Annotated in this window: 18 protein-coding genes and 1 tRNA gene; 14 read left to right on the top strand and 5 right to left on the bottom strand. The window is 50.4% G+C overall.

Annotated features, from left to right (window positions below; translation table 11 throughout):
- Positions 1 to 10: 10 nt before the first annotated feature.
- Positions 11 to 1,027, bottom strand: coding sequence for a GGDEF domain-containing protein (locus tag PsAD5_RS24555; RefSeq protein ID WP_063294017.1), 1,017 nt, complete (start codon positions 1,025 to 1,027; stop codon positions 11 to 13).
- Between the two features lie 286 nt (positions 1,028 to 1,313).
- Between PsAD5_RS24555 and PsAD5_RS24550 the strand changes: the two genes are divergently transcribed.
- The 3 genes from PsAD5_RS24550 to PsAD5_RS24540 are packed head-to-tail and all read left to right on the top strand — an operon-like array spanning position 1,314 to position 4,271.
- On the top strand, positions 1,314 to 1,589 hold the full coding sequence (locus tag PsAD5_RS24550) for a hypothetical protein (protein ID WP_063294016.1): 276 nt from the start codon (positions 1,314 to 1,316) through the stop codon (positions 1,587 to 1,589).
- A 5-nt stretch (positions 1,590 to 1,594) separates the two neighbouring features.
- A complete protein-coding gene (locus PsAD5_RS24545) occupies positions 1,595 to 2,905 on the top strand; it encodes a YcaO-like family protein (RefSeq protein ID WP_082831041.1) in 1,311 nt (436 codons plus the stop codon).
- A gap of 4 nt (positions 2,906 to 2,909) precedes the next feature.
- Positions 2,910 to 4,271 (top strand): TfuA-like protein, encoded by a 1,362-nt coding sequence (locus tag PsAD5_RS24540; RefSeq protein ID WP_153041420.1) that lies wholly within the window; start codon positions 2,910 to 2,912, stop codon positions 4,269 to 4,271.
- Here PsAD5_RS24540 and PsAD5_RS24535 read toward each other — a convergent pair.
- The 4 genes from PsAD5_RS24535 to mnmA form a co-directional block, all read right to left on the bottom strand.
- On the bottom strand, positions 4,241 to 5,131 hold the full coding sequence (locus PsAD5_RS24535) for an SDR family oxidoreductase (protein ID WP_063294013.1): 891 nt from the start codon (positions 5,129 to 5,131) through the stop codon (positions 4,241 to 4,243). The two genes, PsAD5_RS24540 and PsAD5_RS24535, sit on opposite strands and share 31 nt — an antisense overlap.
- Before the next feature lie 42 nt (positions 5,132 to 5,173).
- Positions 5,174 to 8,728: a protein kinase domain-containing protein gene (locus tag PsAD5_RS24530; protein WP_063294012.1), complete on the bottom strand. Its 3,555-nt coding sequence runs from the start codon at positions 8,726 to 8,728 to the stop codon at positions 5,174 to 5,176.
- Positions 8,729 to 8,964: 236 nt separating this feature from the next.
- A tRNA-Met gene (locus PsAD5_RS24525) sits at positions 8,965 to 9,041 on the bottom strand.
- Positions 9,042 to 9,405: 364 nt separating this feature from the next.
- Entirely contained in the window at positions 9,406 to 10,608 is a 1,203-nt protein-coding gene (mnmA, locus tag PsAD5_RS24520) for a tRNA 2-thiouridine(34) synthase MnmA (RefSeq protein WP_063294011.1), read from the bottom strand.
- A 455-nt stretch (positions 10,609 to 11,063) separates the two neighbouring features.
- On the opposite strand from mnmA, the gene PsAD5_RS24515 reads away from it, so the two are divergent.
- The 11 genes from PsAD5_RS24515 (at position 11,064) to PsAD5_RS24465 (ending at position 23,963) form a co-directional block, all read left to right on the top strand.
- Positions 11,064 to 13,400, top strand: coding sequence for a flagellar hook-length control protein FliK (locus PsAD5_RS24515; protein WP_063294010.1), 2,337 nt, complete (start codon positions 11,064 to 11,066; stop codon positions 13,398 to 13,400).
- Between the two features lie 23 nt (positions 13,401 to 13,423).
- A complete protein-coding gene (locus PsAD5_RS24510) occupies positions 13,424 to 14,080 on the top strand; it encodes a flagellar hook assembly protein FlgD (RefSeq protein WP_063294009.1) in 657 nt (218 codons plus the stop codon).
- Positions 14,081 to 14,205: 125 nt separating this feature from the next.
- Positions 14,206 to 14,484 carry a CtrA inhibitor SciP gene (sciP, locus tag PsAD5_RS24505; RefSeq protein ID WP_054784903.1) on the top strand — a complete coding sequence of 93 codons (279 nt, stop codon included), beginning with the start codon at positions 14,206 to 14,208 and terminating at the stop codon, positions 14,482 to 14,484.
- Positions 14,485 to 14,890: 406 nt separating this feature from the next.
- Positions 14,891 to 16,537 (top strand): flagellar basal-body MS-ring/collar protein FliF, encoded by a 1,647-nt coding sequence (fliF, locus tag PsAD5_RS24500; protein ID WP_084404530.1) that lies wholly within the window; start codon positions 14,891 to 14,893, stop codon positions 16,535 to 16,537.
- Between the two features lies 1 nt (position 16,538).
- The gene (locus tag PsAD5_RS24495) at positions 16,539 to 17,603 is read left to right on the top strand and encodes a flagellar motor switch protein FliG (RefSeq protein ID WP_057463631.1); all 1,065 of its coding nucleotides are present in this window, start codon (positions 16,539 to 16,541) and stop codon (positions 17,601 to 17,603) included.
- A 36-nt stretch (positions 17,604 to 17,639) separates the two neighbouring features.
- A complete protein-coding gene (locus tag PsAD5_RS24490; RefSeq protein ID WP_063294007.1) occupies positions 17,640 to 18,320 on the top strand; it encodes a FliH/SctL family protein in 681 nt (226 codons plus the stop codon).
- Between the two features lie 60 nt (positions 18,321 to 18,380).
- Complete coding sequence (gene fliN / locus PsAD5_RS24485; RefSeq protein WP_152986715.1) at positions 18,381 to 18,719, top strand: flagellar motor switch protein FliN; 339 nt, start codon at positions 18,381 to 18,383, stop codon at positions 18,717 to 18,719.
- Between the two features lie 31 nt (positions 18,720 to 18,750).
- Complete coding sequence (flbD, locus tag PsAD5_RS24480) at positions 18,751 to 20,124, top strand: sigma-54-dependent transcriptional regulator FlbD (RefSeq protein WP_063294006.1); 1,374 nt, start codon at positions 18,751 to 18,753, stop codon at positions 20,122 to 20,124.
- Between the two features lie 19 nt (positions 20,125 to 20,143).
- On the top strand, positions 20,144 to 22,318 hold the full coding sequence (gene flhA / locus PsAD5_RS24475; RefSeq protein ID WP_057463628.1) for a flagellar biosynthesis protein FlhA: 2,175 nt from the start codon (positions 20,144 to 20,146) through the stop codon (positions 22,316 to 22,318).
- A 94-nt stretch (positions 22,319 to 22,412) separates the two neighbouring features.
- Positions 22,413 to 23,021 carry a GNAT family N-acetyltransferase gene (locus PsAD5_RS24470; protein WP_063294005.1) on the top strand — a complete coding sequence of 203 codons (609 nt, stop codon included), beginning with the start codon at positions 22,413 to 22,415 and terminating at the stop codon, positions 23,019 to 23,021.
- A gap of 312 nt (positions 23,022 to 23,333) precedes the next feature.
- Complete coding sequence (locus tag PsAD5_RS24465) at positions 23,334 to 23,963, top strand: hypothetical protein (protein WP_063290061.1); 630 nt, start codon at positions 23,334 to 23,336, stop codon at positions 23,961 to 23,963.
- Positions 23,964 to 24,005: the final 42 nt, after the last annotated feature.

Below are 24,005 nucleotides of genomic sequence, written 5' to 3'. Positions count from 1 at the left end.
CCTTGTGCTCTTAAGTATCGGGGTTGTAAGAAAATGGATGCTGGACGCTATCAACTGAACTTTGCAAGCTTACCACTTGATTTCGACCGCGTCTCTTTGCTGCGTACATGCGAGCATCAGCTAATTTGAATAAATTGTCCAGATTGCCGTTTGCTTCTTCAACTATTGCGACACCAATTGAAACAGTTAAGCGAATTGTATTGCCATCTCGGCGTAATGGATTACTATCGATTCGATTGCGAATTCTTTCGGCAATTTCTGTTGACATAGTATTAGATGTGTCACTGAGTAATATTGTAAATTCTTCTCCGCCATAACGGCAGACAATATCATCCCCTCTTACAGTCGTACGAATGATTGTTGCTATATGATTTAGGGCTTGATCACCTAATTGATGACCGAACGTATCATTAATTCTTTTAAAATGATCAATATCTATCAGGATGAGGGATAAATTTCGCTTTTTCGCAGGCAGTTCTTGAAGTTGCTTGAGATGACCACTGAAGTACTTCCTATTGTAAGTAAGCGTAAGTGGGTCCAGAGTTGATGCTCGATGCATTTTTCTCAGTACATCGAGCTCTACATTGGAAAAAAGAGAGTATCGCAATATTATCTTTGGTCCGATGCGAATTACATCATTGGGAGATATCCAGCATCTTTTGATCTTATTACCATTTACAAACACGCCATTACGCGATTTCAGATCAATCGCTTGAACGCCTTCTGGCGTTGTTTCCAAAAGCAGATGCTGACGGCTAACACTCGCGTCTCTAACCATTATTTGGCGGTCTGGCGAACGACCAATTTGAACCCTTGGAGTAGTCAGAAGATGAACTTGCCCAGTTTCATTACCACTAACAAACATAATGCCAGGCTGGGAGTTGTCGTTCTGACTTGAATGACTTGCTAGATCAATAGGGAGTTGTTGGTGATCAAATTGAACTGTCTCATCTGATCCTTGTCCCAAATCACTTGCCTGATCTACTGAATTCTCGGTCTTTCCAATTTTCAAATCATCACAGTTCATTTGGAGCCCCGGCCATCTCTTATTTTCCGAAGCGATCAGACTATTGTGCCGTCACGGTATTCGGATTTATCAGTTAGCACGCATTTTCTGCTTTGATCGTTAACACTCTCGAGTTAGCCAAAACCCCTAACATTGGATTATGGGGCATTAGTGCTCGTTAGTGTTGTGTGATGAGCGCGGAAATTGCTTTAAAATATATTACACTAAACTATCATTGTAAATGTATGCACGAGTGATAATAAAAACTACGTAAATATATTTGATTCTTAATTGAGGGTAAGAAATTATGTCTACAGATAACAATGAGAAAGTTGAATATGATCAGGATGTACTGATTGTCTGGAAAGATGAAGTATATCGGATCTCTGAGGCTGAGTGGAAAGACAAAACTCCTGAGCCAATTTCTGAGCACATGAGAGTGGAAGAGCTGGTGAAGTTTGGTGCAGCAGTTGCTTCAATTCCAAACTACGAGGAGAAAGGTTCTGAAGAGAAAATTTCACCGAGCAGTGTTGGAGGGACATGCTTTCTCCTGAATATCGATGTGATTAAAGGCGGTTATTAATAGATATGGCTCCGCATAAAGCGGCGGAGGCGTGTTTTCGGAGCGGTGAAGAGCTACAACGAAGTCATGCCTCTGAAACATCGTTAGTGGAGAAAACATACCGTAGAGGCACGCATCGGCTCGTTTCACCTGTCCAGACGGTTGAGCGGATTGAGCCCTATTTGCAGTCTTTTGGGATTACCCGTGTCGCGAATATCACCGACCTTGATAAGATCGGCTTGCCTGTGGTTGCTGTCTACCGACCTAATGCGCGGTCGCTGGCCGTATCTCAAGGCAAAGGCTTAGACCTGGCGGCAGCCAAAGCTTCCGGCATAATGGAGGCGATTGAAGGCTATCACGCAGAACATGTAAAGCTCCCACTTCGTCTGGCAAGTTTCTCTGAGATCTCTCAGGACGGGGCTGTGCTTGATGTTGGACGCCTACCGCACAATAGCGCTCGATCATTGGATCTGAACCGGCAGATTCTATGGTGTGAGGGGCGTGATCTGGTGTCTGATTGTTCGGTTTGGGTGCCCTATGAGATGGTGCACACCAACTTTACGCTGCCACTGTCCGGCAGCAGCGGCCACTTTCAGATGAGTTCTAACGGACTTTCCAGTGGCAACTGCTGGCAGGAAGCGGTTAGTCATGGGATTTGTGAGCTGGTGGAACGCGATGCGCTCGCACTTTGGTCTGCTCGTGGGGCGACAGCGGATCCGAAGGGTGCTCTGGATTTATCTAGTGTTGATGATCCGGATTGTCTTGAGGTGATTAAGATGCTGCGCGATGCAGGACAGGCTGTCGGTGTTTGGTCCATTACGACCGATATCGGGCTACCAACTTTTGCTTGTACGATCGCCGATTTCGTTCCCAACCATCTTGGACAATATTATGCAAGCGATGGCAGTGGATGCCACTCAGTGCGTGAGATAGCCCTTTTGAGAGCTTTGACGGAAGCTGCCCAAACTCGACTAACATTTATTGCTGGAGCTAGGGATGATGCTCACCGCGACTTTTTTGAGGTTTCCAGAAATCGCGATCGCGTGGAGACTATAAGGAAAAGAATAGGTAAGTGCGCTGAGCTTCAAGGCCTTTCGTTCAAGGACGTGCCAAGCTTTGATGGGGAAAGCTTTGAAGAGGACATTACACATCAAATTGCGCAACTTCGGGCGGTTGGAATTGAGCAGGTCGCACTGGTGAATTTAGGAGGGTATGTTGACGGCATTGAGGTCGTGCGTGTTGTCATTCCCGGTCTTGAAGGTTTGCATGATGCTCCGGGCTATGTCCCCGGCAAGCGATTGAAGTTGCATAGTCTCGATTTAGCTGGTGGTGCATAAAGCTATGTCTGTTTTTGTTTTTCTTGGTCCAAGCCTTGCTCTATCTGATGCTCAGGCCGTCTTGGATGCGACTTATCTTCCGCCAGCTTCGCAAGGTGATGTTTATCGTGCTGTTGAAGATGGTGCCCGTATGATCGGAATAATCGACGGGTATTTCGAGCAAGTTCCTTCTGTTTGGCACAAGGAAATCCTATGGGCTATGTCGCGAGGCGTTCATGTTTATGGGGCTGCGAGTATGGGCGCATTGCGAGCTGCTGAGTTGGCTACCTTTGGGATGACTGGCGTCGGCAAGGTGTTTCAGGCCTATCATGAGGGGCGGCTTGAAGATGATGATGAGGTTGCCATTGCTCATGGGCCGGCAGAGTTGGGGTATCCAAAACTGTCTGAGGCTATGGTCAACATCCGTGCAACGCTGGATCGGGCGGAGAGCCAGCATGTCATTTGCAAAGAGCTTCGAGAGTTCTGTGAGGCAACCGCAAAATCCTCTCACTTTCCTGAGCGTTCTTACAAACGTCTGTTGTCCTCTATAGAAGGCCAGGCAGATTGCGATGAAATCGAGGCATTTCGAGGCTGGCTTTTAGCTGAGCAGGTGGATGTTAAGCGTGATGATGCCTTGGAGATGCTCAAAACCATGGCTTCGCAGCAAGCGGGGGCTTTAGAGCCAAAGAAGGTGTCGTTTGCTTTTGCGCATACGGACACATGGGAAAAGTTAGTCCGGCAGATCGCCCCTTCAGAAGACCCAGTGAATATTGATGATCTGCTGGATGAGTTGCGTCTTGATCCAAAGCTGTATGCTCAGATTGTCGATGGTGCGATTGCACGAGCTCTTTCGCTGAAGGAAGCGGATCGAGTTGCCTTACAGGAGCAGCCAGAGAAATTTCAGCTAAAGCTCCACTCCTTCTTTGTGAGGCGTAATCTTGTTGAGGGATCGGAAATTCAGGACTGGCTGCATGAGCAGGAACTCAGCTCTGAAGACCTGATTTCTTTGATTAAGCGTGAGCAACGTATCGAAACCATCAGAGATAGTTTCGATACTGATATTCGCAAAGCACTTCCAGATGTGCTGCGCGCTGCCGGGAAATATGGCTCTCTTGTCCAGAAGGTTGAAAGCAAGAAGACGTTGGTCCCATCTGACGTTCTGGAAGGGTTTTTTCTAAACGACGACAACCCTACTGAGGAACAGCTCTTAAGCTGGCACTTTACCGAGCGATTGAAGACTCCCGTTCCTGTTCATATAGATAGTCACATCGCTGGATTGGGCCTGAAGAGCCGAAAGGCGTTTCTCCAGACCCTTGTCATGGACTATGTGCATGAGACTGCGTTGTCTACAGCGCATCAAGTCGTTGTGAGTGAGGCTACCAGCTGAGCTAGATAGTCATTGAGTGGTCGTGGGCGGAAGCCCAATGTTTTTTCAGCTTCTTCATTGTCAACGATACAGCCGTCCTCAACACACACACTCATCAAACCGGAAAATGTTTGCATCATTGGGTCGCCAGATGAGGACATTGCTTCCAGCTGTGTTTTTGGCATGTCTTCGCGCTGCAATGGTCTGCCAGCGAGCTGTTCGCAGCGTAAGATGACCTCTTCCTGACTGAGCGCTTCGGCACCGCCGATTTTCAAGGTGCGGTTCCGAGCCTCAGGTGTTTCCAAAGTGGCTCTGACGGCCGCACACACATCATCTATCGAGATCCAGGAAATTGCACCTTTACCGCCGCCAAAAGTAAGTATTGCATTTGTTTCAGGATTGATACCGGTTGGCGCTGCCAGCCAGGACTCCTGAAAATGAGGCGCTTGCAAGATGGTATAATCCATCTCACCACATCGCAGGGCATCTTCGACCGCCCGTTTTGCAGTCTGGAGCGGGAATGTTCGACCAAACTGGGGGAATGATAGGTATACAAAATGCTTTACATCGTTCTCTTTCGCGAGCGTGACCAAATCCAACTGTCCTTTCAGGTCAACGCTCTCAAAGCTGTCACCTTCAACGGGCCTTGAAACAGATGTCGCTGTAGAGACAACTGCATTCACGCCTTGGCAGGCAGTTTGAATTGTTGTGGGGTCTTTAAGGTCTGCGTGAACAACTTCAGCACCAAGATTTTTAAGCTTTTCGACGCTCTCTTGGCTGCTGCTACTTCGCACCATTGCTCTTACCTGGTGCCCTTTGGCTCGTAGTTCTTTACAGACTTTAGAGCCGAGCACACCGGTTGCTCCAACAACAAGGATCATTTTATTTCCCTCAAAATGATTACGTGATTCTAACTATGTATATTACAAGAATCCTCTGGTTTCGGCTTGAAGCAATGCTTCTTTTGCGCAGCTCATTACTTTGCGATAATCCTTTGTGGAGAAGCTCGTGATTATGCCCTCCAACGGAAAGTCTACCTGATCGGGGAGTCTCAGCTGAACTTCATGTCTTAAAGTTTGCGCGCAGTTGTTCAGCGCTTCTAGGTCGCCTGCTTCACAAGCGATCTTCAGATCAATTAGTATGGCTGTCCATTTCATTGCATATTCAAAGGGGAGGGCCGACCAAACCTTCATTGCTTTTTGGGTTTCTGTTTTTGCTGAAGCAACGTTTCCTTGCTTGAGCATCACCCATCCCAATGATGCATGCGCGACACCAACGTAATCCATCATCTGAGCTTTTTTTGCTGCCTCCAGTAGCTCCAGCGCTGCAATCTCGGTTGCAGTTAGGTCTCCCAGTCTTCTTAATAGTATGACATGGTAGCAAAGCGTGCGAACTTGGCCGCTGGTATCGCCGATTTGCTTGGTCATCTCCAGAGCCTTCAGTAGAGCTGACTTCGCCTCTTCAAGCCTTCCGGCAAATAATAGAAGAAATCCAAGTTCAAATTGTGCGACGGAAATCTCTATGTGCCTTCCTGTTTCAATGGCCGATCTCAACAGCTGTTGCCCTAACTCAACTGTTGCTTCGTTGACTCTGTAGCGATCGCGGCGCAGATTTCTGTATATAAGCGAAAGGTACAGTTTGTAGTGATGGTCGGGGTTGCCGCTGTGCTCGATTAAAGTTTGTGTCTCAGAAAATTCTTGGTCCATTTTGTGATAATTTGCGGCCCAGTAATGTGTCCACAAGCGAGCAACCTTGATTTCTATGTATTCCTCACGTGTTCCAGTCAGCGTGCGCTTATCTGTTATCAAGACGCGCGCGGCTTCATCCAGAGCTGTCAGCGCCTCTTCATGCCTATGTTCTGCTTCATAGGTTTTGGCCCTCAGTCTGTACAGGCGGGCCTGCGTGATCAGGTTGGTTGGCTTTTGGTCCAGAGCGCTTTTCAATGCACTACGGGCGAGGTCATGGTTTCGTTTGAGCGAATACAGGCCTGCCAGAGCTTCGTTAACTGATATGCTTTCCCTAGACCAGTCCTCTTTGCGTTCTGGTTCAAGGGTGCGGGCCTTCTGGATTTCCGACAGGGCGGTTTGATAGAGTTTGATAGCTTCATCATTTGCGTGGTGGCGATGAGCGTGATCTGCTGCAAGTTGCAAATGTCGGGCTGCTCGACCGGGAACGCCTGCACAGGCCCAATGATAGCCTAGGCGCGCGTCGATATTATCGGACCCTTTTTCACTCGCACTTACTTTGTCCAGTTCAGTCGCTATTCTCTCATGCAGTTCGCGGCGACGGTGAGCGGAAAGTTGGGCTTCTGTTACCTCCCGGATTTTATCGTGAAGGAAGCGGAAGCCATCTTTTTCGTCGGCTTCTAAGATTTGGCGTTCAACCAACTCGTCAATCACATGGCCGATCGTCTCTTCGTTCAGCTTTTTAACAGAGGCGATGAGGTCTATTTCGAACTGACGGCCAATGAGTGCGGCGCAGTCAACTGAACGGCGTGCGTCTGGGCTAAGCTGGCCAATGCGGAGGGTGATCAGCTCACTCAATGAACTCGGCAGTGGGAGTTTTTCAAAGTGGGTTGTATCGGATAGTGCTTTGTGCGCGAAGGCCCACTTGCCAGATTGGTCCCGCCGGAGCACCTGTTCTGCCACTGCTGTACGAAGATACTCAGCAATGAAGAACGGGTTGCCATTGCTACGCTCTAAAAGGAATTCTGCGAATGCATCAGGAAGCCGGTTTATCGCCAGCATGCCGCTAGCTAATTTTTCAATGTCATGGGTACCCATTCTTTCCAAGGAGACATCACTGACATCATCAAAAGGCAAAATAGCATTGATCTCTTTGGTTCGCTCTTCGGATCTCATAGTTCCAAGCAAAAGTCCGGAGATGCCGTCCATGCCTTCTTCAGCAAGGTGTTTTAGAAATGCCAGGGTTAATTCGTCGGCCCATTGCAGGTCATCAAGGATCATCAGCAAAGGGCAAGTTTGAGAATAAGCGGTCAGGACACTACGCAAGGCTTCGAATAGTCGTATGAGCGTTTGCTCTGGTTCGAGCTTTGGTGAAGTAGGAAGGTGCTTCGCCCAAGGGAGAGATTTTATGCTGGTCGAGTATTGAGATAATACTGCGGCATGTCTCCCTATTAGTATTTCAAAGTTCTCCTTTCCCCCTTCGATGCAAGTGTCAGCGATCTGATCCAACAATCGTAAGAAAGGTTGGAGTGGTTGGCTAACTGGCTTAGTTTGAGTGCTGTCTCTTACTTGAGAGGCGCACTCGCAACTGACAACCGACATTCCTGATTTCTTAGCCTTACTGGCAATCTCTGAGACGAGACGTGTTTTACCCAGTCCGCTTTCACCGAAGACAATATGGATCTGGCCTATTCCATCTTTGGCGTTGCTCAGATGACTTTCTATATTTGCCTGTATCTTGAAGTTTTCAATAAAGGACGCGCGATAAAGATACGGCTTTGCTGAAGGAGCCGCTACTGGCCACTTTGGCCGCTTTATGCCGAGTGCTTCAATCGACTGCAAAACAGTTTCTGCGTAGCCGATGCGTTGGTCTGCGGTTTTTGATAGGAGCGACATGATCATGTCATCTAGTGTTTTGGGAACACCATGAACAAGATCAGATGGATTGATCGGAAGGCGTTCGAGATGACCGCGAAACACCTGAGTTCGCGAGCCGTTGAAGGGTTTCAATCCAGTCACAAGTTCGTATAAAATACATCCAAGGCTATATAAGTCGCAGCGAGCATCGAGAGTTTCGTTTCGAATTTGCTCCGGTGCCATAAAATGAGGGGATCCGCTGATGACTTGGGCGCTTTCAACGACCTCTCGACCGACTGAGCCACGTACCTCAGTGACAAGGCCAAAGTCGGCCAGTATGGGAAACTTGCTTTTAAGGATGAAGACGTTGCTGGGCTTTAGATCGCGGTGAATAATTCCCAAGCCATGTACATAGGCAAGAACCTCACAAATGCCGTAGATAAGCGTAAGGGCATCTTCCAGTTGGCCGGAAGCTGCAATATTGTGATGGTCCAGTAGGACGTTGTGGTCAGGGTAAGTGATGTTTTCGTCTAGATTAATTTCATCAAAACCGGAGATAGTTGTCTCGGGGCTGTATTCTGTTGCGAACCACTCCTGGGTAGTGGAGGTGGAAGTCGCTGATCGGTGGTCTGACCAGATTTTGTCAATCGTTTTGGCAAGCGTAGGTGCTTCAATTACTTCCGTAGCATGCCATGGGAGGCCATCAGAGATGCCATGGTCGAGAATCTGAATAACTCCAGGATGCTTAAGCTTTGCGAGAGACCTTATTTCGCGACGGAGTTGGTTTAGCTTGGATGCGTCGCGCTTAGTGGCCATTTTGATGGCGACATGTTTGCCGGTGGCTGTATTTTCACCAGCAAAAACAACCCCGTTACTGCCTTGCCCTATCTGCTTGATTATTCTGTAAGGGCCCAATTGATTGTTTTTTTGATTCATCTGAATATCTATTGCTGAGGTTCAGATGTAATATATCAATATTATCTGGCTTTATCGATGTGATATTTTAATCAATGTTTGAATTTGGCCGATAAAATAGCATGCTGATTACACGTTATGGCGATAAAACAAGGTCGATAAGTGTACATGGAGAGAGCACAAGTGAAGAAGCTGTTTGTCACATCATATCTTGAGGTAATTGTAGCTTCTCGTCTTGATCTTCGTTTGAAGAGAGATGGTAGCGAGGGAGGGACTTGAACCCCCGACACGCGGATTATGATTCCGCTGCTCTAACCAACTGAGCTACCCCGCCATCCGGTGCGCTATGTTGCGGTGTTGACCGCCGCGCTGTGAAGGGGTGTATAAGGCCCCAGAGGGGTGGCGTCAAGCGTTCTTGGGTAAGTTTTGTGGAAATATGATCTCTTGTGAAAAACTCCATGAAAACCTAGGGTTAATGCCAATTTCGTTGAGCAATAACTGCCAGTTGCAGTTGTCAGGAACAAGAAAATCTCATTTTTTACCAAGTTAGAAATTCCGGAGTGGCTTTTCTGGGATTTGTGGGGCGGTGTCGTATTGAAACTGCGCAAGGCACTGGCTTGAGAAATCAAAATAAAACGCCCCGGTGACGATCAGGTCAGGCGGGGCGTTTTGAATAATTCTGTCAGTTTGGCAATGCGTTAGCCTACAGGAAAGCCTGCTGCTTCCCAGCCTTTTCCGAGTAGTGCTTTGAGGGCAGCTTCTGCGCCTTCCTGCTTTTCAGCACGCTGAATCCAACCGCCGCCGAGAACACGCGCTTCCTGACCGTCTTTGTCGAAGAAGACGCAAGCCTGTCCTGGAGCTACGCCGAATTCGCCTGCTACCAGCTCGACAAAAATGTTTTCGCCGCTCTTGCGCAGAATTGCTTCTGTTGGTGGGCGGGTAGAGCGCACCTTTGCATAAACAGTGATGCCGTCTTCCGGCAGATCGTCCAGCGTACCTGGGCCAATCCAGTTTACTTCGCGCAGCAGCAGGTTGTGGGTTGCTAACGCTTCTTGCGGACCGACAATCACACGTCGCCCATCTGCATCCAGATGAACAACATAGAGAGGGTCACCAGTTGCAACTCCGATACCGCGGCGCTGACCGATGGTGTAATGGATGATGCCGTTGTGTCGGCCAAGAACGCGGCCATCTACATGGACGATATCACCTGGTTCTGCCGCGTGCGGGCGAAGCTTGGCAATAACGTCTGTGTAGCGGCCTTCTGGCACAAAGCAGATGTCCTGACTGTCATGCTTGTCAGCAATTGCCAGTCCAAACTCATGTGCAAGTTCGCGGACTTCTGGTTTGGTCATGCCACCTAATGGGAAGCGTAGGAAATCTAGCTGTTCCTGCGTTGTTGCGAATAGGAAGTAGCTTTGGTCACGGTCCAGATCGACAGGACGGAACATGGCAAGCTGATTGCCTTCCACGCCTGTACGGACATAGTGACCTGTGACCAGAACATCAGCGCCCAAGTCCTTTGCCGTTTCCAGAAGGTCTTTGAACTTGACGGTCTGGTTACATGTTACGCATGGAATCGGTGTTTCGCCATTGATATAGCTGTCCGCGAAGCGTTCGATGACCTGCTCTTTAAAGCGGGATTCATAATCCAAAACGTAATGCGGAATGTCGAGTTTTTCTGCGACACGGCGGGCATCGTGGATGTCTTGCCCTGCACAGCAAGCGCCCTTGCGTTGGATTGCTTCGCCATGATCGTAGAGCTGTAGAGTGACGCCGACCACATCATAGCCTTCGCGTTTCATCATTCCGGCAACAACCGATGAATCAACGCCGCCTGACATGGCAACAACCACCCGTGTGTCTTCTGGGCGGCCGGGCAGGCCAAGACTGTTTAGCATTCCAATTACCTCATCCTGTAGGCGCGTTTAAGTGAGAGCCGTATCTATAACATCACGAGCAGATTTCAATCCTGGGAGACATTGAAGTCTGAAGCGCAGATTAGTTTCTTTTGCTTGCTTAGTGCTTGCTGCGCTCTGGCGATGGCTAAACGCGGGCTCTCTTTTAAACGCTTCGCATGCGTACGCTTCGAGCGTGCTAGTTGGCGGGAATATACCTAAAACTCGACGGAAGGCCAATCTTTTTGATTGATGTTTTTACTTGCTGGGCATTTGTTGCCGAGGCGGGGGCAATAAGTGATCTTGTGGCCTGTTCTTTGAAATGTTGAGTTGAGTTTATCTATTTGAAAATGCTTATATATTTTTGATTTTGTGGCTGGCCCGCTAATTGCATATCTGCGCGCAAGATGTCTTGACCATCGTTGCTGATGGTGTGTGCTGCGTAGTTTGAGGAATATATGTCGCAATCTGCTTTGCTGAGTTTAGCCGGTCCTGTTCAGCCGCAAACGCCTTTAGGCCCCGTTGTGGGGCAAGGTGGTAATGCGCTGCTTGGTGAGAGTGTGCTCGGCCAAAATGCCGATACTTTCTCCGGTCTTCTCGCCAAAGCTTCTGAGAGAGATGGTGCAGCGGCAACTGCGGTGGATCTCTTTTCTGGAGCTTTAACGACTGGCGGTGATCTCTCGGTTTTGAGCCCAAATCTCATCAAGGATGAAAATGGGGAGAGTGCGATTGTTGGTTTGGCTGGTGAACTGCCGCTTTCCACTGTTTCTCAGTTGCCAGTGCCTGGTGTGGTTCCGGGATTGGGGGCAGTTGCGACAACTAATGATGAAGCGCTTCTTCTCAATGGCGGCGAAGGGAAAGCGAAAGCGCCTTTTGTTGCCTTGCCACAAAATGTCCAGGAGGCAGGCAGTCAGCCAGCCTTAGCGGAGAAAGCAGGCGAAGCGAAAGTTACTCAGCCGGTCGCTAATGTTCAAAACGCTTCTCCTATTGTGGGTGAGGGCGAGGCCATCTCTTCCAAGACAGTAGAGAGTGCTGTTGTAAATCTTGGTGCTTTACAGCAGGCCGAGCGTGGTGGGCAGATCTTGCCGCAGGCGGATGATGGACAGGTAACGGCTCAGGTTGGAGCTGTTGCTCAAGAGACAGACGTCGCCGGAACTGTACAGGAATCTAAAGGCAACGCTCGCAATGCTTCAGATACGCGGCAGCGCGTGACGTCCGAGCAGCAGGGTGCTGTTGTTAAGCAAGGTGGTTCAACTGAGCCTCAGTTAAATGCGCTGGAGCTCCCGAATTCAGATCAAGTGGCTAAGGTTTCTCCTGAGCTGATTGCACGTTCTTCAGGCGTATCTGAGAAGTCCCAGAGTTCTGCTGCTTCACCGCAAGTTCAACCAGCGAGCAATGGGGCTAAGGTAGAGCAAGTCGCCAATGCCGTTGGTAATGGTGCTGTCACGACCTCAGATAGCGGTAATGTTGGCACTGTTGCTAATTCAGTCAGCGCCCCTGCCGAAAAGACCGCTGCACCGGATCGTGCTGCAGGTGAAGCGGATGTTCGGTCATCGCAACCTGTTGTTGGTCGTCAGGTCAGTGAGCTAGCAACAGCGCAAGACGTGAAGAGTGTCAAAGTTCAATCCGAACCTGTTCAGCCGCAATCTGTAGAGGTTAAGGGAGCTGTTCAGTCTTCTCGCGGGGATGTTCTTGTTGATGCCATTGAAGGTGATGCAGAGGCTTCCTTAGAAAAGCCTGTGCTTGTCCGGCAGACTGATCGGGCTGGTTCAAGCTTTGTCGGCAATCAACAGCGTGCGGTGCAGACCGCGTCTGTTGAAGTTGATAGTGACATCATTTTCCCGAATGTGACTTCCAAGCCTGATGTGCCTTCAGAAAAGATTGGCCAAGCTTCGCAGGTACAAAAGGCTGTTGATGTATCCTCTGTTCAAGAAAGTGAAGCGAGTGTCCGTTCTGCGGAACAGGTGAGCCGGACTGCTGCTGTGACGAGTGTTGCGACCCCGTTGGTTGTGAAAGACAAAACTGCTGGTGGAGCTGTGCAAGCGACATCGAGTTTTGAATCCGTCACGGAGGTTAGTGATGCTCCGGAGGCTGATGAGCTTACCAATGCACTGAACAAGCCTACAGAGCAGGCAGTATCCGCTGACAAGAAAAGTACTACGCCCTCTGTCAGTATTCAGGTGAAGGTGCCACAGGAAAATGAGCAGGTTGCTTCAACAACGGCAATCGGTTGGGGGCTTGCTGCCGGTCCGTTGGATGGATCTGAAGCTGAGCTTGATTGGGAAAGTTCTGAAGCAATCTCCAGTACTGCTGCACGTTCTGACACTGCATTCCGTTCAATGGGCTCTCTGCCAACCTCTACGCTGAGGAATGTTGCGAATGCTGTGTGGCCTGAGATTGCCCGACAGGCAAGTGGCGGCGTTGATCGTTTTGAAATCCGGCTTGATCCAAAAGAATTGGGTGGAGTCGATGTTTCTCTTGAATTTAGTAAGGATGGCCGCGTACGGGCGCATTTGATTGTTGAGAGACCTGAAACTCTCGAACTTTTGCAGCGAGATCAACGTGGGTTGGAAAAGGCTCTTCAGGAAGCTGGGATCGAAAGCGATAAAAGCTCTCTTCAGTTCTCACTTGGAGGGCGTGGCTCGCAGACTTCAGATCAGCAAGAGAACCGACAGGTCAATGTCGGGCAGCTGGATCGAGCGTCAGAAGGCACTGAGTTGCCAGACGAAAACTATCTCGCACATAACAACTTAAATAGTGCTGCCCGCGCTGGTGGACTGGATATCTCGGTTTGATGCCGCGCATGAGGAAATAGACAATGACTACAATTAATGCACTGACACCGAATGCAAACTCCTCTGGCGCAAGCACCCAGAACAGCATAAATGCAAACTTTGATCTGTTTATTTCATTGCTGACCACGCAGGTGCAAAACCAGGATCCGTTAGAGCCTCTCGATTCGGCTGAATATACGAATCAGCTGGTTCAATACACGATGGTTGAGCAACAGGTTGCAACTACTGAGAAATTAGAGGAGCAGCTGACTCAGCTCAAAACGCAAAGTGCGAGTCAGTTTGTAAACTATATCGGTAAGGAAGTGACAGCTCAGAGCGCAACTGCGCAGCTCAAAGATGACAAAGCCTCGTGGAATCTTGATGCCGTTTCCGCAGGCAAGGCAACCATTACTGTTAAAAATAGTGAGGGTGCTGAGGTCTATCAGGAAGAGATTGATCTGAAGGAAGGTGACAATACCTTTGAATGGGATGGCGTAGCGACAAACGGCACAAAAGCTGGTGATGGCGCCTATTCCATTGATATTATTACCCAGGATGCCAATGGCGAGCCTTTCGCTGTTCAGACCGAAGTGAAAGGGAAAGTGGACGCCGTGGACTTCAGCACTGGCGACATTATTCTGCACATGGGGGATCTTAAAATTCCCGTGGGTGAGGTCACTGGAGTCAATGGAATTCTGTAGTAGTTAATATCCACTAAGATCCCCGGTTATGAATCTTACCAAAACATTGATGGGGGCTTAGCCAAATTTTAAGCGCCTTGTTCTATTCTCATCCTCAGCTTGGTCATGGTTTGTGTGAGAGTAGAATGACCGAACATATACGTTCACGAGTAAAATACGTCATCGGCCCCGATGGGAGCCCTCTGACGATAGCGGATCTTCCTCCTACCTCTACTAAGCGGTGGGTTATCAGGAGAAAAGCTGAAGTGGTTGCGGCTGTGCGTGGAGGCTTGTTGTCTCTGGATGAAGCATGTAACCGGTATACTTTGACGGTTGAAGAGTTTCTGTCTTGGCAGAACTCGATTGACCGACACGGTTTAGCCGGCTTGCGCGCTACACGCGTTCAGGACTATCGCAGCAACTAGTAAGCTTCAGGCAAAAAGGGTGTAATACCCAAACAGGTTTGAGGTTCTGAAAAGGCCGGCTGTCTCAGCCGGCCTTTTTGTATGTGGAAGCCACATTTTGTACAATTTTACAGATTAACCATGATGTCTTAACTGCTTCGGCAAAATCTGCCGAACAGGCCGCTCAAGATTCATTCGACTCTTCAAAAGCCTAGTCAAAGGCCTTTCCTGCGATATTCCACAATGCTTCTTTGTGGGTAGATTTCCCGTTTACCGATTATTAGGGTTTTATTAACCTTTTGTTAACTCTAAGGCGGGCAATTTTTACCTACCAGCAAATCAGGGGCAATTCACGCCGATTTCCAAGGTGTTGAGAGTATTGCTGGTACATTTTGAATGAGCGATTTGAACGTACGGGGCGGCAACTGTGAGTGGAATCCTTGACTTCTTGAAAGGACTTGGGCCCGCGCGACTGGCAGCGATGGGGGCGATGGCTGTTACGTTGATCGGCCTGTTCGGTTTCATCATTGTTCGTGCGACAGCACCGCAGATGGTGCCGCTCTTCACGGACCTTACTCTTGAAGATGCTGCAGCGATTGTTAGCCAGGTTGAATCTCAAGGTGTTTCATATGAGTTGGGTGTCAACGGACGTAGTGTTCTTGTCCCTCAGGAGAACGTTCATCGTCTGCGCATGACAATGGCGGAAGCTGGCCTGCCATCTGGCGGTGGTGTTGGTTATGAAATCTTCGACAAGACAGATACGCTCGGTGCAACCAGTTTTGTGCAGAACCTGAACCGCCTCAGAGCTCTTGAAGGGGAACTTTCCAGAACCATTCGCAGCATTGGCCGGATTTCTTCTGCGCGTGTTCATCTGGTGATCCCTGAAAAGCAGTTGTTCCAGCGTGATCGGGAACCGCCAACAGCTTCGATTGCAATTAAGGTGCAGGGTTCTTTGTCTGGTGGGCAGATCCGTGCCATTCAGCATCTTGTTGCGACGGCAGTTGAAGGACTGGAACCTTCCTACGTCTCTATCGTTGATGAGCGCGGCACTTTGCTTGCCAGCGGAACCGGCGATAAAGAAGGGCTTGCTGGTGGCTCTTCGCTGGATGAACGACGTTCGACAATGGAGGCTCGCCTGCGGCAACAGGTTGAAGAGATCCTCAATAACGTTGTTGGAACCGGTCGCGCTCGTGTTCGGGTTGCTGCAGAAATCAACTATAACCGCAAAACTGAGACACAGGAGCTGTATGATCCTGATGGGCAGGTGTTGCGTTCTTCTCAGAGTAAAGAAGAGAATGCATCTTCCACCAATGGTGAGGAGACGGTTTCTGTTGGCAACCAGCTGCCGAATGCAGACGCAGCTGGCAGTGCAACCGGGTCCAAGGATGCCTCGAATGTTTCTGAGGAAATCCTGAACTACGAGATTTCCAAGAGTACAGTGACGGAGATCTATGAAGCAGGTGGTCTGGAACGGCTGTCTGTAGCGGTTCTGGTTGATGGTACCTACACAACCAGCGAGGATGGCACGCAGACCTATCAACCGCGCAGTAAAGATGAGCTGGAGCAAATTGCTACTCTGGTTCGAACTGCTGTTGGCTTTAACAAACATCGCGGTGATAATGTTGAAGTGGTCAACATGCGCTTTGTCGAAGCTCCTCTTCAGGACTTTGGTGATAGCGAAGGTGGGCTGTTCGACTTTACACGTGCTGACATCATGAAATTTGCTGAGTTGGGTGTTCTGTTAGTGATCACCATCTTGCTGTTGATCTTCGCAGTCTCTCCGCTGATGAAGCGTATTCTTGCTAAAGAAGAAGAGAGAGCGGCGGCGGCAGAAGGCGGTGTTCAGATGCTGCCAGATGGCACATTGGTCGCTGAGGGCCCTGCGCAAATTGGAGGTGTTGTTGGTGAAATGGAGGAGGTTCCTTCTGAAATGCCAACAGCAGAATGGATTGAAGATGCCAAAATGCAGGCAGCTCTCCATCAAAGCTCAATTCAGCAAATAAGTGAGTTGATTGAAGATTCTCCAAGCGAAGCGGTCAATATCGTTCGCGGTTGGTTGAACGAGGCAGCGTAGGATGAGTGAGGAGATACAGCCGCAGGAATCGACAGCACAAGCCTTATCAGTCTCATCTGGAATAGCTGAACGAGAGCTTGGAGGTGCAGAGCGCGCAGCCGTTCTGCTCTTGGCGCTTGGGCAGGAGTATGGGAAGGCCATTTGGGCTGGGTTGGATGAAATTGAAGTGCGTCAGGTTTCCAGCGCAATGGCGAGTCTGGGTCCTGTTACACCGACCATGCTTGAAGAGCTGTTTGTTGACTTCCTGAAGCGGCTTTCCACCCGTGGTGCGTTGAACGGCAACGTGGATGTTACAGAGCGCCTGCTGAACTCTTTCCTGCCAACTGATCGTGTTGCGATCATTATGGAGGAAATTCGAGGTCCTGCAGGTCGGAACATGTGGGAGAAGCTTTCCAACGTTCCTGAAAACGTTCTGGCAAACTATCTGAAGAATGAGTATCCGCAGACCATTGCGGTGGTTCTTTCCAAAATTCAGAGTGACCATGCGGCTCGCGTTCTTGCGCTGCTGAATGAAGAGCTGGCGCTGGATGTGGTGAACCGTATGCTGCGTATGGAGTCTATCCAGAAAGATATTCTGGAGAAGGTTGAGCAGACATTACGGGTCGAGTTCATGTCGAACCTGTCTCAGACCAGCCGTCGTGATAGCCACGAGATGATGGCCGACATCTTCAATAATTTCGACAGGCAAACCGAAGGCCGCTTTTTGGCAGCACTGGAAGAAGATAGCCGTGAGTCTGCAGAGCGTATCCGCAATTTGATGTTCACCTTCGAGGACCTGTTGAAACTAGATTCCGCTGCCTGTCAGACCTTGCTTCGCAATGTTGAGAAGGATCAGCTGGCCATGGCTCTCAAAGGAGCTTCTGAAACTGCTGTTGTGTTCTTTACGGCCAACATGTCATCGCGTGCAGCAAAGATGCTTCAGGAAGACATGGAAGGTATGGGACCAGTTCGATTGCACGATGTAGATGAGGCGCAAAGCTCACTTGTACTGAAGGCGAAAGATTTGGCAGCCACTGGTGAAATCAGCATTAACAAGAAGAAAGGAGAGGAAGAGTTTGTCTACTAATCGTTCCTTTTCTTCGCGATCACCGGAGGCTCGCTGATGGTTACTGTGATGCCTCAAGGTGCTGTGCGGCGACGCTTTTTGTTTGATACTAAATCGATCGATGAGGCTGAGGCCGCAGCAACAGTCGAAGACGTCCCTCCGGTGGAACCTACTATTACAGTTGCTGAGCATAAGCAGCTTTTAAAAGCAGCTGAAGAGGCCGCGTTTGTTCGTGGTGAGATGAAGGCCCGGCAGGCCATTGCCGAGCAGCAGACGCTGAGTGCGCAGGAAGAGCTGGTGGTGTTGCGGGAGCGACTTGAAGTTGCTCTGGGTGATCTTGAAAGCCAGATCCGCGCTCAAGAGCAGAAGCTGGTTTCCATGTGTTTTCTGATTGCGCGCCGTCTTTGCAGTCACCTTATTGCGCGTGAGCCGCTTGCTGAAGTTGTGGCATTGCTTGCTGAATGTCTGGCTCCTTTGCGCAAGATCCCTCAGATTTTGATTGAGGTGCCGACAGAAGATACGCATGCGCTGGAAGACATGGTTGACGGTCTGGTTTTGAACAGCAGCTTTGAAGGCAAGGTGCATGTTGTGAAGTCAGAGAGCATGTCGCGCGGTGATTGCCGGATTGAATGGCCGGATGGTGGAATTATTCGTGATCGTCGCAAGACGGTTGAGCATATTGAACAAGTCATAAAATCTCATTTCGACGCCCGTGAGCGAGCCAGTCGAGCAGCGTGATTTTAGTTTTTGCCTATGACCGTGCTGGCTATGGCCGGTGCGGGATCAGAAAGGTTGATTATGAGCAGTGATGAACAGGGAATGGTGCTGGACCAACACCAGAGTACCCAGCGCGCTGGTGGCCTGGATGAAGAAGGTGCAGGCGGCATTAAAGCAGCTGAGGATTTGGAAGCTGTTTTTGATGTTCCGGTCCAACTGGCTGCTGTGCTTGGGCATACAAAGATGAAGGTTTCCGACCTTTTGCATTTGGATACCGGGATCGTTATGGAACTGGACCGGAAGGTGGGCGAGGCCATCGACGTTTACGTGAATAACAGGCTGATCGCGCGCGGAGAAGTTGTGCTCGTGGAAGATAAGCTTGGTGTCACCATGACTGAAATCATCAAGGCGGATAAGTGATTGTCATGGGGCGTACTGGAAAGGAACTGACATGCGGCTCTTGATCGTTGGGACCCTTGGCGGTCAGCTGACGACCGCAACCAAGATCGCGATGGAGCGGGGGGCATCTGTTACCCATGCGCCTGGCGTTCTTGAGGCCATGAAAGTCTTGCGTTCTGGTCAGGGTGCGGATCTTTTGATGGTTGATGTCAATGAAGATATCGGTCAGCTGGTAGAACTGACAGAACGCGAGCGTATCCATGTGCCACTCGTTGCGTGCGGGTTGGGAACGGATGCGCGCGCGGCTGTGTCTGCCATTCGGGCTGGAGCAAAGGAATACATTCCGCTGCCTCCTGATCCGGAGCTGATTGCTGCTGTGCTGGCGGCTGTTACGGAAGAGCGTGAAGACCTGATCTATCGCGACGCGGCCATGGCAAGTGTGATCAAGCTGGCAGAGCAGGTGGCTCCATCTGATGCATCGGTTCTGATTACGGGTGAGTCCGGGTCCGGTAAGGAAGTGATTTCCCGCTTCCTGCACAGCAAGTCCAGTCGTGCTGATAAGGCGTTTATCTCCATCAACTGCGCTGCAATTCCTGAGCATCTTCTTGAATCCGAACTTTTCGGCCACGAGAAGGGCGCCTTTACCGGTGCTGTTGCGCGCCGTGTTGGCAAGTTTGAGGAAGCCAATGGCGGCACCTTGATGCTTGACGAGATTTCCGAGATGGATGTTCGTCTGCAAGCCAAGTTGTTGCGGGCTATTCAAGAGCGGGTGATTGACCGTGTTGGAGGCAGTCGTCCGGTACCGGTCGATATTCGCATCATCGCGACGTCCAACCGTGATTTGGCTGAGGAAGTGCGCAATGGTGGCTTCCGCGAGGATTTGCTGTACCGCCTGAACGTGGTGAACCTGAAACTGCCGGCGCTGCGAGAGCGGCCAGCAGATATTCTGGAGCTGGCAAGTCACTTCATTGAAATTTATGCCAAGGCGAATGGTACTAAGGCACTGCCGGTTTCTCAGGAAGGTCGTCAGCTTCTGTTGGCCAACCAATGGAAAGGAAATGTACGCGAGCTGGAAAACACCATGCACCGTGCTGTTCTTCTTTCTTCTGGTAGCGAGATTGATGCAGACGCTATTCGCATGCCAGATGGATCTCCAATTGCCATGGGGTCTGGACAGCAAACGGCTTCGCGCGCGGCCCATGCAGCTGAAGCCGTCTCGCGCGATATGGTCGGGCGTACTGTTGCTGATGTGGAGCGTGATCTCATTTTGGATACGCTGGATCATTGTCTGGGGAACCGTACGCATGCTGCAAAGATCCTTGGCATTTCGATCCGCACGCTTCGCAACAAGTTGAACCTTTACACCAAAGAGGGTGTTGAGGTTCCAGGGCCAGGCGAAGCACGCGCTGGCACTGCAGACGCATAAGAACGGATAGGGCGCGGCGATGTCTGAAGAGACAAATACAAAAGCGGCTCAAGGAGGAAGCGACAGCGCTCCTTCTGCTGCTCGCGTGCCCGGACTAGGTGCAGCTGGTGGTTCAGCCTTTTTCCAAGACCTTTGGGGCGCCATAAAGCAAGGCGACCTTGGGCTTGCTGCAGGTGTGATGGTCATCCTTGTGATGCTCATTGTTCCGATGCCTGCGATGCTTCTGGACATGTTTCTCGCGATTTCGATCATCTTTTCAGTGATGATCCTGATGGTGGGGCTGTTCATTCAGAAACCGCTGGAATTTTCCGCATTTCCGACTGTGTTGTTGATTGCGACCATGTTGCGACTGTCGTTGAATATGGCGTCGACGCGACTGATTTTGGCACACGGACATGAAGGAGCTGACGCAGCCGGCAATGTGATTGCAGCGTTCGGTAGCTTTGTGATGGGCGGTAATTTCGTGATCGGGATTATCGTCTTTGCAATCCTTGTGATTGTGAACTTCATCGTTATTACAAAGGGTTCTGGCCGTATTGCTGAGGTTTCTGCCCGCTTTACGCTGGATGCAATGCCCGGTAAGCAGATGGCGATTGACGCGGATCTGGGTGCGGGCCTGATTGATGAGGAGACTGCACGGACCCGTCGTAAAGAGCTGGAGTCTGAATCCACCTTCTTCGGCTCCATGGATGGTGCCTCTAAGTTTGTGCGTGGTGATGCTGTCGCCGGTCTGATGATCACGTTCATCAACGTGATTGGCGGCATCGTTATTGGTGTGATGCAGCAGAACCTGACGTTCGCTCAAGCTGCCGAAAACTATACGCTGCTGACGATTGGTGATGGCCTGGTCTCTCAGATTCCTGCGCTGATCGTTTCCACTGCTGCGGGTATTCTTGTTTCTAAAGCGGGTGTTGAGGGTGCGGCCGATAAGGCTCTTGTCCGGCAGTTTACCGGCTACCCAAAAGCGCTTGGCATGTCTGCGTTTGTGATGGTCGTGCTGTCGTTCCTGCCGGGTATGCCGATGTTGCCGTTCCTAGCATTGGCAGGTGCTGCTGGTTATCTGGCGCGGCAGGCAAGTAAGAAGCATGCTCGCGAAAAAGCGGTGGAAGTGGCTGCAAAAGTTGAAGCTGAAGTGCCGGATGAGCCGCAGGAAGCGCCGATTTCCGACAGCTTGAAAATGGATGTGCTGCGGATTGAGCTTGGCTATGCGCTGCTGCCAATCATCAATGGGCGTAATAAGCAGGAAACAGATCAGGTTACGGAGCAGATCAAAGCGCTGCGCCGTCAGATTGCCTCTGATATGGGCGTGATCATGCCGTCAGTGCGTATCCTTGATAACATTCAGCTTGGCGCGAATGATTACATGATCAAGGTGAAGGAAGTGGATGCTGGCGGCGGTTCTCTGTTCCCGAACCAGTTTATGGTGATGGACCCTGCTGGTGGGCAGGTTCGCCTGCCGGGGACGCATACCACAGAGCCAACCTTTGGTTTGCCTGCGACCTGGGTGGAAGCGCAGTATCGGGAAGAGGCCAATCTGCTTGGTTATACGGTGGTTGATCCTGCGACGGTTATTTCCACGCACCTGACGGAGACAATTAAGTCTCACATTTCCGAGCTCCTTACCTACGCAGATGTTCAGGTTCTGTTGAAGAAGCTGGATGAAGAGCAGTCCAAGCTGGTGGAAGATATTGTTCCGACCCAGATTTCCATCTCTGGAATTCAGCGTGTGCTGCAGGCGCTGCTGGAAGAGCGCATTTCCATCCGTGATTTGGGAACAATTCTGGAAGGGATTGCGGAGGCGATTGGTTCAACGCGGAACCCGAATGCCATTGCTGAGCATGTGCGTACCCGTCTGGCGCGCCAGATCTGCTCTGCCAATCAAGCGCCTGGTGGTTATCTGCCTTTGATCAGCCTGAGCCCTGTATGGGAGTCTGCATTCCTTGAAAGTATTATCGGGGATGGGGATGATCGCCAGCTAGCGATGGCGCCTTCCAAGCTGCAGGAGTTCGTTGGTTTGGTTCGTGATGCTTATGATGCGGCGGCCAATCAGGGTGAAGTTCCTGTGCTGTTGTGCTCAGCTCAATCGCGGCCATTCGTGCGTTCCATTGTTGAGCGTTTCAGAGCGCATACGTTTGTTATGAGCCAAAACGAAGTTCACCCGCGGGCGCGACTGAAAACAGTGGCAACCATATAGGATCTCAAGTGTTTCGTGAGATTGGAACACTTGCAGCCTTTCCTTCTTCCCGCTACCCAGAGTGCATTGTTTCTTCCTAGTTTGAGAGAGTGGTATGGCGCATATTCAACTGGATCTTGATGGATACACAGACCTGCCAGAAGGCAAAGTCGCGACTGTGGTGACGCATCTGGAGATGTTGGAGAAGCCTGCTCTCAAACCGATTGATCGTCCTGACCTCACGCTGGAACGGGCCGGCAAGATCGATATCACCGAGTATAGAGCTCTCTTTAAACGTGTGGGTGAGCCGTGGCTTTGGTTTGGTCGTTTGGTGATGAATGATGCTGAGCTGGAGGCGACGCTGAGCAGGCCGACCAATGAGTTTTACTGGGCTATGAAGAACGGTGAGCCTGTGGGGATGCTTGAGTTGGATGTTGCCAAGGAAGACGAAGTCACACTGAGCTATTTCGGACTTGTGCCAGAAGCTGTTGGCGGTGGTGCTGGCCGCTGGCTGATGAACCACGCGATCAGCAAGGCCTTCTCGCGTCCTGAAGTGAAGCGCTTCTGGTTACACACATGCACAGGGGATAGCCCACGGGCGCTGCAATTTTATCTGCGCAGTGGCTTTAAGCCCTTCAAGCGGTCCATTGAGGTTGCTGATGATCCGCGTCTGAATGAGATTCTTGATCGATCCTGCGCTCCTCACATTCCTTTTTTGCCATAGGGCAGAGCAGGTTGATGGGCTGGACCTTTCGGTTCGCTTGGTAGACGCGTACATGCTTGCATTGGTGTTCTCACCTAACTTTGGGGTTGTGCGGCAGAAACCCCTCAGGGTTGGTGTTGGAAAAGTGCCCCAAAACGGGACAGTTAATGAGGTTTCATTAGAGTTTTATCTAGGATGTGTTAGTTTCCTTTTACCATGTACCTTTGATTAATCGTGGAAGATGTGTGAGGGCTGCACGCAAATCGATTGGTTGTACGTAGGTTGAGGGGCGGTTGAAACGGGGTGTGTTCAACCGAATATTCGGGAGCTGCCATGTCAGAGCTACATGACAACGTTGTGCCTCATGAAAAGGTGCGGTCGCTGAGAGATAGTATTCGCAAAGTGCGTGTTGCGGAGATGGAACGGACAGACGTTGTTGTGAGCCTTCAGGAGAGCGAGAAAGCACGCCTTGAATTGCTCAGCGAAGAGCTGATTGATGTGTTCAAGGAAGTTCCTGAAGACGACGACCAGTTTGCCTTCCAGATCGTTCCCGGTACCCAGCCTCGCCTATGGATCGACATGACCAGTCATGTGTTGATGGGTCGTGATCGACATTCTTACCGCTTTGTGAAGGAGACTCGTCTGGGGCGGATGGTGTTGCTTGAAACCGCTGATATTGACGATATGGCGGACTGCATTACCGAATATATTGCCGAGCGGATTATTGAAAAGGAACGTGCGCTGGAAGCAGACTGGATGCTCAATCGCATTCGCCAGCAGGATGTTCCAACAGGCAAGAGGCTGGACCAGCTTAAACAGGAAAATGCAGGCAGAGCTGTTGCAGCCAAGCGCAATAAGGCGCGTGACTTCTTTATTCTGATCTGCGGGCTTTTGCTGGGAACTGTTATCGGGGCGGCGGGGCTTGTAGCACTGGCTTTATATGCGAACCCTTTTGCGGGTTAAGCGCTGTCTTTGTGAGAGGCATCAGCATGCCTCTCTGTTTTT

The organism is Pseudovibrio sp. Ad5 (genome assembly GCF_001623095.1).
Classification (GTDB): domain Bacteria; phylum Pseudomonadota; class Alphaproteobacteria; order Rhizobiales; family Stappiaceae; genus Pseudovibrio.
This window is presented reverse-complemented; position numbering and strand designations above follow the sequence as displayed.

Bases quoted from the DNA above. Each gene is read 5' to 3' on its own strand.
- PsAD5_RS24555 (WP_063294017.1), bottom strand. From the start codon at position 1,027: ATGAACTGTGATGATTTGAAAATTGGAAAGACCGAGAATTCAGTAGAT.
- PsAD5_RS24550 (WP_063294016.1), top strand. From the start codon at position 1,314: ATGTCTACAGATAACAATGAGAAAGTTGAATATGATCAGGATGTACTG.
- PsAD5_RS24545 (WP_082831041.1), top strand. From the start codon at position 1,595: ATGGCTCCGCATAAAGCGGCGGAGGCGTGTTTTCGGAGCGGTGAAGAG.
- PsAD5_RS24540 (WP_153041420.1), top strand. From the start codon at position 2,910: ATGTCTGTTTTTGTTTTTCTTGGTCCAAGCCTTGCTCTATCTGATGCT.
- PsAD5_RS24535 (WP_063294013.1), bottom strand. From the start codon at position 5,131: ATGATCCTTGTTGTTGGAGCAACCGGTGTGCTCGGCTCTAAAGTCTGT.
- PsAD5_RS24530 (WP_063294012.1), bottom strand. From the start codon at position 8,728: ATGAATCAAAAAAACAATCAATTGGGCCCTTACAGAATAATCAAGCAG.
- mnmA (WP_063294011.1), bottom strand. From the start codon at position 10,608: ATGCTAAACAGTCTTGGCCTGCCCGGCCGCCCAGAAGACACACGGGTG.
- PsAD5_RS24515 (WP_063294010.1), top strand. From the start codon at position 11,064: ATGTCGCAATCTGCTTTGCTGAGTTTAGCCGGTCCTGTTCAGCCGCAA.
- PsAD5_RS24510 (WP_063294009.1), top strand. From the start codon at position 13,424: ATGACTACAATTAATGCACTGACACCGAATGCAAACTCCTCTGGCGCA.
- sciP (WP_054784903.1), top strand. From the start codon at position 14,206: ATGACCGAACATATACGTTCACGAGTAAAATACGTCATCGGCCCCGAT.
- PsAD5_RS24495 (WP_057463631.1), top strand. From the start codon at position 16,539: ATGAGTGAGGAGATACAGCCGCAGGAATCGACAGCACAAGCCTTATCA.
- PsAD5_RS24490 (WP_063294007.1), top strand. From the start codon at position 17,640: ATGGTTACTGTGATGCCTCAAGGTGCTGTGCGGCGACGCTTTTTGTTT.
- fliN (WP_152986715.1), top strand. From the start codon at position 18,381: ATGAGCAGTGATGAACAGGGAATGGTGCTGGACCAACACCAGAGTACC.
- flbD (WP_063294006.1), top strand. From the start codon at position 18,751: ATGCGGCTCTTGATCGTTGGGACCCTTGGCGGTCAGCTGACGACCGCA.
- flhA (WP_057463628.1), top strand. From the start codon at position 20,144: ATGTCTGAAGAGACAAATACAAAAGCGGCTCAAGGAGGAAGCGACAGC.
- PsAD5_RS24470 (WP_063294005.1), top strand. From the start codon at position 22,413: ATGGCGCATATTCAACTGGATCTTGATGGATACACAGACCTGCCAGAA.
- PsAD5_RS24465 (WP_063290061.1), top strand. From the start codon at position 23,334: ATGTCAGAGCTACATGACAACGTTGTGCCTCATGAAAAGGTGCGGTCG.